The organism is Campylobacter concisus, assembly GCF_902460625.1.
Classification (GTDB): domain Bacteria; phylum Campylobacterota; class Campylobacteria; order Campylobacterales; family Campylobacteraceae; genus Campylobacter_A; species Campylobacter_A concisus_AD.
Genome location: NZ_CABPUT010000008.1, coordinates 164,351 through 175,953 on the forward strand (window position 1 = coordinate 164,351; position 11,603 = coordinate 175,953).

General features: G+C 39.9%; 11 protein-coding genes. All 11 read left to right on the forward strand.

Going from position 1 to position 11,603, the window contains the following annotated elements; all coding sequences use genetic code 11:
* Window positions 1–4 precede the first annotated feature (4 nt).
* Window positions 5–1,453 carry an IMP dehydrogenase gene (gene guaB / locus F3G69_RS07115; protein WP_087585486.1) on the forward strand — a complete coding sequence of 483 codons (1,449 nt, stop codon included), beginning with the start codon at window positions 5–7 and terminating at the stop codon, window positions 1,451–1,453.
* Complete coding sequence (gene metX, locus F3G69_RS07120; RefSeq protein ID WP_149714823.1) at window positions 1,453–2,559, forward strand: homoserine O-acetyltransferase MetX; 1,107 nt, start codon at window positions 1,453–1,455, stop codon at window positions 2,557–2,559. The genes guaB and metX overlap by 1 nt, the downstream gene beginning before the upstream one ends.
* A gap of 3 nt (window positions 2,560–2,562) precedes the next feature.
* Window positions 2,563–2,754: an exodeoxyribonuclease VII small subunit gene (gene xseB / locus F3G69_RS07125; RefSeq protein WP_004317712.1), complete on the forward strand. Its 192-nt coding sequence runs from the start codon at window positions 2,563–2,565 to the stop codon at window positions 2,752–2,754.
* Window positions 2,747–3,541 carry a carbon-nitrogen hydrolase family protein gene (locus F3G69_RS07130; RefSeq protein ID WP_149714824.1) on the forward strand — a complete coding sequence of 265 codons (795 nt, stop codon included), beginning with the start codon at window positions 2,747–2,749 and terminating at the stop codon, window positions 3,539–3,541. The genes xseB and F3G69_RS07130 overlap by 8 nt, the downstream gene beginning before the upstream one ends.
* A gap of 90 nt (window positions 3,542–3,631) precedes the next feature.
* Window positions 3,632–3,985, forward strand: a complete 354-nt coding sequence (locus F3G69_RS07135) for an MmcQ/YjbR family DNA-binding protein (protein WP_107709144.1) — start codon at window positions 3,632–3,634, stop codon at window positions 3,983–3,985.
* Between the two features lie 85 nt (window positions 3,986–4,070).
* Complete coding sequence (gene murC, locus F3G69_RS07140; protein ID WP_103621072.1) at window positions 4,071–5,378, forward strand: UDP-N-acetylmuramate--L-alanine ligase; 1,308 nt, start codon at window positions 4,071–4,073, stop codon at window positions 5,376–5,378.
* A complete protein-coding gene (locus F3G69_RS07145; protein ID WP_149714825.1) occupies window positions 5,378–5,695 on the forward strand; it encodes a hypothetical protein in 318 nt (105 codons plus the stop codon). Before murC ends, F3G69_RS07145 begins: the two co-directional genes overlap by 1 nt.
* A complete protein-coding gene (locus F3G69_RS07150) occupies window positions 5,689–6,033 on the forward strand; it encodes a hypothetical protein (protein WP_054196198.1) in 345 nt (114 codons plus the stop codon). The genes F3G69_RS07145 and F3G69_RS07150 overlap by 7 nt, the downstream gene beginning before the upstream one ends.
* On the forward strand, window positions 6,030–8,234 hold the full coding sequence (locus F3G69_RS07155; RefSeq protein ID WP_149714826.1) for an endonuclease MutS2: 2,205 nt from the start codon (window positions 6,030–6,032) through the stop codon (window positions 8,232–8,234). Before F3G69_RS07150 ends, F3G69_RS07155 begins: the two co-directional genes overlap by 4 nt.
* A gap of 248 nt (window positions 8,235–8,482) precedes the next feature.
* On the forward strand, window positions 8,483–10,222 hold the full coding sequence (locus tag F3G69_RS07160; protein ID WP_223155894.1) for an EAL domain-containing protein: 1,740 nt from the start codon (window positions 8,483–8,485) through the stop codon (window positions 10,220–10,222).
* An 8-nt stretch (window positions 10,223–10,230) separates the two neighbouring features.
* Complete coding sequence (gene dapE, locus F3G69_RS07165) at window positions 10,231–11,319, forward strand: succinyl-diaminopimelate desuccinylase (RefSeq protein WP_103600784.1); 1,089 nt, start codon at window positions 10,231–10,233, stop codon at window positions 11,317–11,319.
* Window positions 11,320–11,603: the final 284 nt, after the last annotated feature.

Here is an 11,603-nt window from a genome sequence, read left to right on the forward strand (position 1 = left end):
AAATATGAAGATAGTAAAGAGAGCTTTAACATTTGAGGATGTGCTTCTTGTGCCGCAATACTCTGAAATTTTGCCAAAGCAAGTTGATGTAAAAACCAGGATCAGCAAAAATGTCACGCTAAATATCCCGATCGTCTCTGCTGCGATGGATACGGTGACTGAGCATAGAACTGCTATCATGATGGCAAGGCTCGGCGGTATCGGCGTCATCCACAAAAATATGGACGTCGAAAGCCAAGCAAAAGAGGTCAAACGCGTCAAAAAAAGCGAAAGTGGCGTCATCATCGATCCTATCTTTATAAATCCAGAAGCGACCGTGGCTGAAGCTCTAAGCCTTATGTCAGATCTTCATATTTCAGGCGTTCCAGTCATCGACAAAGACCGCAAACTAATAGGAATTTTAACAAACCGCGATTTGAGATTTGAGACAAATATGAGTACTTTGGTAAAAGATCGCATGACAAAAGCACCGCTTATCACTGCACCAAAGGGCTGCACTCTTGATGATGCGGAGAAAATTTTCTCTCAAAACAGAGTTGAGAAGCTACCTATCGTCGATAAAGACGGCAGACTTGACGGACTTATCACTATAAAAGATCTAAAAAAACGCAAAGAGTATCCAAATGCGAACAAAGATAGCTACGGCAGACTTCGCGTGGCTGCGGCTATCGGTGTTGGTCAGCTTGATCGCGCCAAAGCACTTGTTGATGCTGGCGTAGATGTCATCGTCATCGACTCAGCTCACGGCCACTCAAAGGGTATTATTGATACTTTAAAAGAGGTAAAGGCAAATTTTAATGTCGATGTCGTAGCTGGCAATATCGCAAACCCAGCGGCTGTAAAAGACCTAGCAGAAGCAGGAGCAGACGGCATAAAAGTGGGCATTGGACCTGGATCAATATGTACCACAAGGATCGTTGCTGGCGTTGGTGTGCCTCAAATTTCAGCGATTGACGACTGCGCAAGCGAGGCAGCGAAATATGGCATCCCAGTTATCGCAGATGGCGGTCTAAAATACTCAGGCGACGTGGCAAAAGCCCTTGCGGCAGGCGCTGCTTGCGTTATGGCTGGTAGCTTACTAGCAGGTTGCGAAGAGAGCCCAGGCGAGCTTATAACATTCCAAGGTCGCCAGTATAAGGTATATCGCGGCATGGGCTCAATTGGCGCTATGACAAAGGGTAGCTCAGACCGCTACTTCCAAGAGGGTACCGCTCAAGACAAGCTAGTACCTGAAGGCATAGAGGGTCGTGTGCCATTTGCTGGCAGCATAAAAGATGTGATCCATCAGCTAATAGGCGGCCTAAGAAGCGCTATGGGCTATGTTGGCGCAAAAGATATCCCAACTCTTCAAGAAAGAGCTGAATTTGTCGAGATAACAAGCGCTGGACTAAAAGAGAGCCACGTCCACGACGTAGTTATCACTCACGAGGCACCAAACTACAAAGTTAATTAGTGTTAAATCTGCAAACTAGAACTATTAAATTTAACGAGCCACTCTATCTTGAGAGTGGCCGTATGCTATCAAATTTCAAGCTTATTTATGAGACTTACGGTACGCTAAATGCTGATAAAAGCAACGTTATCGTGATCTGCCATGCCCTAACTGGCTCACACCACGCTGCTGGCACCTACGCAGGCGATGAGAAAGCTGGCTGGTGGGACGGGCTAATAGGTAGCAAAAAGGCGGTTGATACGGATAAATTTTACGTTATTTGCGTAAATATCTTAGGCTCATGTTTTGGCTCGACCTCGCCGCTAAGCGTTGATCGAAGTAGCGGCAAAGAGTATAGGCTAAATTTCCCAGTCCTTGCCATAAGTGACGTGGTAAAGGCGCAGATGAGGCTATTTAGCGAGCTAGGTATCACAAGAGCAAGAGCCGTGATAGGCGGTAGTCTTGGTGGTATGCAAGCACTTTGCTACGCTATCGAGTTTCCAGAATTTGCACAAGATATCATAATGCTTGCAAGCACCTATCAGACCAAGCCATGGGCGATAGCGTTTAACAAGATCGCCATTGAAGCCATTTTAAACGATGAAAATTTCAAAAATGGCGAGTACGACGCAGAATTTATAAGACAAAACGGCCTAAAAGGCATGGCTTACGGCAGGATGGCAGGGCACATCAGTTTTTTAAGCCCTGATAGCATGGATGAGAAATTTGGACGCAACTACGTAGAAACTGACGGTCTTTACGAGCTTTCTGGGCGCTTTCAGGTGGATCGCTATATGGAGTACAACGGCTACAACTTCCCAAAGAGGTTTGATCCACTAAGCTACCTATATATCGTGAAGATGATGAATATCTTTGACTGCACAAGACACTATGACAACCTAAAAGACGCCCTTGCGCCGATCAAAGCAAATTTGCATCTAGTCGCTTTTAAAGGCGATCTGCTCTTTCCGCCAAGCTGTATGAGAGAAATTTATGACGCACTTTGCGAGATGGGCAGAGGCGCAAAGACAAATTTTATAGAGATAGATAGCAACTACGGCCATGACGCATTTTTGGTCGAGATAGAAAAATTTGATGGATATATAAAAAATATATTAAAAGGATAGAAAATGGAGCAAAAAGAGCAAAGCTTTGAAGAAAAATTAGCCCTAGCAGATAAAATTTTAAACGATCTAAACAAAGATGATGTGAGCTTGGAAAATAGCATAAAGCTGCACGAGCAGGGCAAAAAGCTCTTAAATGAAGCAAGAGAAATTTTAGAAAACGCAAAACTTAGCATAAAGCAGGTGGATGATGAGTAGAATTTGTGCTCTTCAGCTACCAACGCAGCCTTTAAGTGAGGCAAGGCTTGATTATTATCTAAAAATTTGTGCTGACGAAAACGCAAGGCTGGTTGTGCTTGGTGAATATGTGCTAAATAGCTTTTTTAAAGAGCTCATTAGCATGCCAAAAAGCCTTATAAAAGAGCAAAGCGAGCGCAAAAAAGAGGCTCTTTTTGCAATGGCAAAAAAGTATGATCTAAATATCATTGCGCCTATCATAAATTTAAAAGGCAAGGAGATATTTAAAAGCCTAGCTAAATTTACCCCAACACAAGTCAAGCTATATGATCAGCAAATTCTCATGCCTTACGCTCACTGGAATGAGGCGAAATTCTTTAATAACACAAGCGATGAGCTAAATTTACCTATCTTTACCTACGAGAAATTTAAGGTCGGCGTCATGTTTGGTTACGAGGCGCACTTTGATGTGTGCTGGGCGTATATGAGTGCTAAAAAGGTTGATATAGTGCTCGTGCCAACGGCTTGTACATTTTTCTCGCAGGCGCGCTGGGAGGAGCTTTTAAAGGTTAGGGCCTTTACAAATAACGTCTACGTACTTCGCGTAAACCGTGTAGGAAGCCATAAAAGTGATGATACGCAGTGGAGCTTTTACGGCGATTCGATGCTTATTAATCCGTTTGGTGAAGTTAAAAATAGGCTCGGAAAAAATGAAGAGATGATGATAGATGAGCTTAGCAAAAAGGAGCTTAGCGAGGCTAGAAGCACTTGGGGCTTTATGCAGATAGAGGCGAAATTTAAAAGATGAAGTGCTGTGCCTAGGCAGAAAAGAGCAAATTTAGCAAAAGTTATCACGATCACGAGAATGAGCACTTTTAAAAGAATTTTGGAGTGAAATTTGAAAAGAAGTGGCGTTGAGGGATATATAAAAGAGAAATTTGATGTTTTAGGCGAGCAAATTTTCCCAAAATATCCAAATTTTAGCGCCTTTCGTCACAAGAAAAATGAGAAGTGGTTTGCACTGCTTATGGAGATAAGTGCAAGCAAGCTTGGGCTTGAAAGTGATGAAATGATAGAAGTTTTAAATCTAAAATGCAGCCCTGATCTAGCCATGGTGCTAGTTGATGAGAGGCAAATTTTTAAAGCATATCACATGAATAAAAAGCACTGGATAAGCATAAATTTAAACTCCAAAATCTCACAAAAAACCGTTTTTGATCTGATAGATGAAAGCTTTACCTTAAGCAAATAAAAGCCATTTTCAGCCTTAAATTTAGTAGTTTTTGTTAAAATCACGAAAAACTTAAGGATAAAATTTGCAAGAGCTAAACAACGAGATCAAAAAAGTCCATTTCATCGGTATCGGCGGCATAGGCATCTCAGCCATCGCTAGATTTTTACACGAAAAAGGCCACAAGATAAGCGGTAGCGACATCAAAGAGAGCAAAACGACGCTAGAGCTAAAAGATGAAGGCATCGAAGTCATCACACCACACTGCAAAGAGGCGATAAAAGACCAAGACTTTGTGGTCTATTCAGCTGCGATAAAAGAGGATAATATCGAGCTAGTGGAGGCCAGAAGAAAGGGCATAAAGTGCTTTTCAAGAAAAGAAATTTTGCCTTATGTGCTTGAGGATAAGTGTGTCTTTGCGGTAGCTGGCGCACACGGCAAGAGCACGACTTCAGCGATGCTAGCAAGTCTCATTGAGGGCTCAGTCATCATCGGCGCCATCTCAAAGCAGTTTGGCTCAAATATGCGCTATGCCAAAAGCGATAACGTCGTATTTGAGGCTGATGAGAGCGACTCTAGCTTTCTAAACTCAAACCCATATCTTGCCATCGTCACAAACGCAGAGCCAGAGCACATGGAACACTATGACTACGATCTAGCCAAATTTTATGCAGCCTACAAGGGCTTTTTGGAGCGCGCAAAGGTTAGAGTGATAAACGCTGAGGATGAGTTTTTAAGCACGCTTAAGCTTGATGCGATCAGGCTTTATCCAAGCACTGACATCACCGAGCTTACAATGGTTGTAAGAGACTATCAGCCATACACCAGCTTTAATCTTAAAAATTTAGGCAAATTTGAAGCCTTTGGCATGGGTGAGCACATCGCCATAGACGCATCTTTAGCCATCCTTGCTGCGATGCATGAGACACCGCTTAAAGACATCAGAGAAAATTTACTAAATTTTAAAGGCATCAAAAAGCGTTTTGACATCCTTAGCGCAAACAAAAATTTCGTCCTAATCGACGACTACGCGCACCATCCAACCGAGATAAAAGCAACGCTAAAATCAGTCTTTGAATACGCCAAAATTTTAGGCATAAACAGCGTCACAGCGATATTTCAGCCGCACCGCTACACAAGACTTAGCACAAATTTACCTGGCTTTAAAGAGTGTTTTAAGGGCGTTGATGAACTTGTTATATTGCCAGTTTATGCAGCCGGAGAAAATCCGATCGAAGTTGATATGAAGAGCGAATTTAGCGAGTATAACCCGATCTTTACCGACAAGGTCGAGAGGGTTGAAGAGGGCATAGAATTTACAGATGAATTTGGCGTGAAAAACCGCCTAAGTGACGGCATCGTAGTTGGCTTTGGAGCGGGCGATATCAGCGTACAGCTAAGGGGCGGATATTAATGGATCTAAGCACTTTCAAGCTTCAAGATGAAAATGAAATTTTAAAAGAGATAAAAGAAAAAGAGCTTAGTGAAGAAGAAATTTCAAGCCTTATAAATTTAGGTAAAAAAGATATCTTGATCGCGCTTGCAAGGTCACAAAAACTAAATAGCACTCAGATAAAAGAGATGCTGCCAAATGCCACGTATATGGCTGTTTGCTTGCTAGTTGAAAAGCAAGATATCAGTGAGGTTAAGGCTGAAATTTTAGAAAAGATCGAGCCTCATTCTGAGCTTTACAAAGAGCTCATCGCAAAATATAAGGGCGTAAAATGGTAAGAAATTTGATCCTAATCGCTGGCTTGATCGTACTTTTTGGAGCGATCTGGGCGATAAAAGATGAAAAGATCAGCAAAGGCATAAAAGCGCTCGTTAGCACGGTGCTTGTAGCGATCCTTATTTGCGTCTATTTTTACGAAGAGAATTTATCAAAGAACGAGGATGCCATCTCAAAGCTAGTTAGCGATTTTAAGCAGGGTAAAGTGCTAAAATGTGGCGAATATAACGTGAGCGCTGAGAAATTTAACTACGAATTTGGCACAGCGTCATTTTTAGCTAAAAGAGAATTTAGCGACCTCTCAGGCGTGATAGTGCCGATAAAAAGTTGTGAGCAATGACTGAAGAGATATTTTTAAAGCTTGATTTGGGCGAGTATTTAGAGAAATTTAACTCCTTTTTGGCAAGGCAAAAACCGCTATTTTTACAAGGCGACAGCAAAATCCACTTTGAAAACATCAGCGAGCTTTCAAAGTATGATTTCAAGGCGCCTGATGAGATAAAAGAGCTTGATGACGCACTTATGAGACTTAGTAAGCAAGCAGTGCTTCACATCAGCGAAATTTACGAGTTTGCAAAGATCATTAAGTATTTTTCATATCTAAAAAAGCAAAAATTTGAAGGCAGGCTTGGCGAGTGGATCGCTAAAGTTGAAATCCCTGAAGCGATAAGCCAGATGGCAAACAGCTTTGATGAAAACGGCGAGTTTAGTGACAGCGTGGATGAGAGATTTTATGCGATAAAGCAGGCGTTTAGTGAGAAAAAACGCCAGATCGACGCTGAGCTTAAAAAGCTTATCTACTCAAAGCATATCACGCCCTATCTAGTCGATACCCAGACGCACTACATCAACTCGCAAGAGGCACTTTTGGTGCGTGGCGGCTTTAATCACGCCCTAAAAGGCACCGTGATCGCTAGAAGCTCAAGTGGCTACTTCTACGTCGCACCTGCAAGTACTGAGCGCCTAAAAAAGGAGCAAAGCGAGCTACTTGATAGAAAAGAGGAGATCATTTTTGAGCACTGCAAGAAATTTAGCTTGCAGATGAGCAAGAGCCTGCTTTTTTTGAAATTTATAAATAATGCTTTTGATCAGTTTGACGCATATCAGGCGCGCGTAAATTTGGCTAGATTGCGTGACTATGAGTTTGTTTTGCCAAACAGCTCACACGTTATCAAACTTGAGAAATTTGCCCACCCAGCGCTTAAAAACCCAAAAAGCGTGAGTGTGGATTTTAGCAAAAAGGTGCTTTTAATAACCGGTGTAAATGCTGGTGGTAAGTCGATGCTTTTAAAATCTATCATCTCGGCCACGCTGCTTGCAAAATATTTACTACCTATGCGTATCGATGCAAACCGCTCAAGCATCGGCTCTTTTAAAGAATTTGACGCGATCATCGAAGATCCACAAAGCGTGAAAAACGACATCTCGACCTTTGCTGGCAGGATGGTGCATTTTGCAAAGCTTTTTACTAAAAAATCGATCATCATCGGCATCGACGAGATCGAGCTTGGCACCGATTTTGAAGAGGCTGCGAGCTTGTATGGCGTCATGATAGAGCGCCTCATCACTCAAGACATCAAAATGATCATCACAACCCACCACAAGCGCCTTGCGATGTTGCTAGCTAAAAATCCAGAAGTTGAGCTAGTGGCGGCACTTTACGACGAGGTGGCTCAAAGGCCTAAATTTGAGTTTTTGAAGGGCACGATCGGCAAGTCTTACGCCTTTGAAACGGCGGCAAGATACGGCATATCTCAAAATTTAGTGGCTCAGGCAAAGAAAATTTATGGCGAAGATAAAGAGAATTTAAACGAGATCATCACAAAGACACTAAATTTACAAACTAAGCTTGATGAGGGGATAAAAGAGGTCACGACAAAAGAGGAGCGGCTGGAGCGCTTGCTTGAGGAGCAAAAAGAGCTAAAAGAGAAAAATGAGATCAAGCTAAATGCGACTATTTCACGTCTGGAAAAAGAGTATTTTGAAGCAATAAATGCGGCAAAAGCCGTTATAAATTTCAAGGATATAAAAGACAAGCAAAGGGCGCTAAACGTGGCAAATGAGAAAAAAGCCGCCATCGTTAAGCCTAAAAAAACTGAGCGCGAGAGCCTAAAAGTAGGCGATAGAGTGAAATATGAAAATATAAAAGGCACGGTTTTAAGCATCTCAAAAAATGACGCGATGATCGAGTCAAATGGCATAAATTTGCGTGTACCACTAGAGCTTTTAAGAAAAAATGGCAACGAAGTGGTCTTGCCTAAAAAAGGTGATGTGAGCCTAAATGTCGATAAACCAAAGACAGCCTCGCTCTCGCTTGATCTGCACGGCATGAGAGCTGATGAGGCGATAGCTAAGCTTGATAAATTTATCTCAGATAGTCTTGTTATGGGATTTGACGAGGTTAGCGTATTTCACGGCATCGGCACTGGCAAGCTAGCCTTTGCTGTTAAAAATTTCTTAAAAGAGCATCCAAGTGTGAAGGAATTTTTTGACGCACCAGCAAATCAAGGTGGATATGGAGCTAAAATAGTCAGACTTTAATTTTTCCCAAAAGTTAAAATTTATTTTAAGGTTGATATAATCAGGGCAAGTACACAAAATAAGGGAAGTGACTTTTGAGTAACAAGGACGAGCAAACGGGTAAAAATCTAAACATCACTAAAACGATTGTAGGTTTAGTGTTTGTTTTGGGAAGTATTTTTTTAGTCGAAAACCTGGCAGTTTTTTATTTTAAATTTAATAATGCTTCTGCTGAAAATAGTTTTAATCTTCGAAAGAAAGTTGATTATTTGACATATCAATATGTTGATTATTTCAAAAATGTCAGCAAATATGATGTCGCAAATTTCCAATCTTACATTAATGATAGTGCTATGGGTGATGTTCTTTTATTAAAGGATGATAATAAAAATGGATACAAGGTCGTAGCGTCTTCAGATAAAAGAATAATAAATCAAGAATTTAACGATAAAAGCTGTGGAAATATCTTTGCTCATAATTTCCAAAAAGATTATTTTTGGGCAAAAATTTTGCCAGAAAATGCCGCTCAAGTTTGTATGTTTGTGCCAGTTGGAGAGTATATATTAGGCTTTAAAGGGAAGGTCGATCAGCGTATTACTGGTACACATGATGAGTACTTTTTTGAGTGGCTTTTAAACAATATGGCTTTAACATTCATCTTAAGCCTCATTGGTGCAATAGTTGCTTTGTCTACTTGTATATGGTATGCGGTCAAGTACATAAAAGAAAAAAATAACTATAACGCATTAAAAATAGATGCTAAAAAACAGATAGAAGAGCTTGGAGAAAAGCTTTATATCGATCCGATGACTGGACTTTTAAATAAAACAGCATTGGTGCGTGATATTAATAGCTATGAAAATCCTAAAGTAGTGCTTATAGATATTGACGATTTTGGTAAGATGAATGACTTTTACGGTAAATTTGCATGTGACCAGATTTTGGTAAAGATGGCTGATTTGATCAGTGAATTTGCCAAAAACGAGAATATGAAGGCTTACTGTATAGAAGCAGACAGGTTTGCTCTGGTAGAAGATAGCGATAGCTTTATCGATAGATATGAAGATATGGTTGAAGATTTGATAGAAATTTTTAAAGGTCGTATGCTAAGTATAGTCGATGAAGATGGTAGAGAGATAGAAGGTATCGAGATACATAGCACGATAGGCTTTGCTCTTGATAGTGACCAAACACTAAGAAAAGCAACAATAGCATTAAAAACAGCAAAAGAGCAAGATAAAGACTATGTTTGCTATTTCAAAGGGCTAAATCAAAAAGAGGAATACGCAACTCAAATAGAACGCTCCAAACTGATACAATACGCCACTATAAATAACAATATTGTTCCTTATTTTCAGCCGATAGTTAATGACCAAAAGGTACCTGTAAAATACGAATGCTTGATAAGACTTTTAGATAGAGGCGACGTTATATCACCAAATGTCTTTTTAGATATCTCAAAGCGCATTAAGCGTTATGCTGATCTTGAGAAACAACTCATTGTAAAGTGTTTTAAGCAGCTTGTAGAGGATAAGAATTTAGTACTTTCTATAAATTTAAGCAGTAGAGATATGATTGATGGTGATGTTAGCTCACTTGTTTTAAATTTATTAAATAAACACAATGTTGCCGGCAGAGTAGTATTTGAGATCGTTGAAGATGAAGAGCTTAAAAATTTAGAGAGAGTTTCAAATTTTATCGAGCGTGTAAAAAGCATGGGTGCAAAGATCGCTATCGATGATTTTGGCTCAGGATATTCAAATTTTTCTTACATCATAAAGATCAAGCCTGACTATGTGAAGATCGATGGCTCTATTATAAAAGATATAGACATAAATAAAGATTCACACTCTATCGCAAGTGCGATCGTAGCATTTGCAAAAGACCTTGGTATAAAAACTATTGCTGAATATGTGCATTCAAAAGAGATATTTGAAATCTGTAAAGAGATCGGTGTAGATGAGTTCCAGGGCTTTTATTTTGGTGCACCAGAGCGTGCTGGCTCATAAGGCCCTTAGTGGTAATTAGCTTTTTAAAAGAGCTTTTAAGCTTTCGCTCTATCACACCTAATGATGCTGGAAGCTTAGAATTTATCGCTAAATTTTTGCCTGATTTTGAGGTGAAATTTATAGAAAAAAATGGCACCAAAAATCTCATACTTTCTAAAATTTATGGTGATGGCGAACATCTAGCTTTTGCTGGACACGTTGATGTCGTGCCTCCAGGAGATGGCTGGCATAGTGAACCATTTACCCCGCTAGAAAAAGATGGCTACATCTACGCAAGAGGCACACAGGATATGAAAAGTGGCGTGGCTGCTTTTGTCTGTGCTGCTAAAGATGCAAAATTTGATGGGAAGCTAAGCCTCATATTAACAAGCGACGAAGAGGGCGATGGCACATATGGTACGCCTTTAGCACTTGAATATTTACGCGAAATAAATGATTTGCCAAAATTTTGCGTAGTGGCTGAGCCAACTTGCGATAAAGAATTTGGCGATAGCATAAAAGTTGGCAGACGTGGCTCAATAAATGGCAAGATCGTGATAAAGGGCGTTCAAGGGCACGTGGCATATCCTGAAAAGTGCATAAATCCGGTAAATTTAATAGCTCCACTTTTAAGCAAGATTGCAAATCACGATATGGACGCTGGAAGTGAGTTTTTTAGCCCAAGCAAGATCGTGATAACTGATATTAGAGGTGGCATGCAAGTTTGTAACGTTACGCCAAGTGAGCTTAGTATAATGTTTAATGTGAGAAACTCAAATTTAACCGACGTAAATGACGTTGAGAGCTATCTTAGAGAGGTCTTAAAAGGGCTTGATTACAAGCTTAGTATAAAGCAAAGCTCAAAGAGATTTTTAACAAACAAAGATAGCAAAATCGTAAAAAATTTAATGGCATCTGTCACAAAGATCACCGGTGTTACGCCACTTTTAAACACAAAAGGCGGCACTAGCGATGCGAGACACTTTGCTGAGTTTGGTGTAGATGCGATAGAATTTGGCGTCATAAACGATCGTATACACGCCAAAAACGAGCGAGTTAGTGTTGGTGAAGTAAATAAACTTTATGAAATTTTTAAAGATTTGATAGAAAAATTTTAATCCATAAATTTCATTATTTTTAAACCAAAAAGTTATTAATTGTCTAAAAAATATTTTCAAAAGCTATTTTGATTAATATTTCTTGTCAAAGAATTTTAAAAATAAGAAATTTTCTTTATTTGGCAATATTGCTATTATCTATTATAATTCATGAAGTAGCCGGGTTTTAGCAATTTCAAGTAAAACCTAATGGAATACTCTTTTTAACGAGTACAAGATGGAAGTTATAAATACGTTTGTGGGCGAAAAATATATCCAGCACAATCCTAGCTTTAAAGATGGTA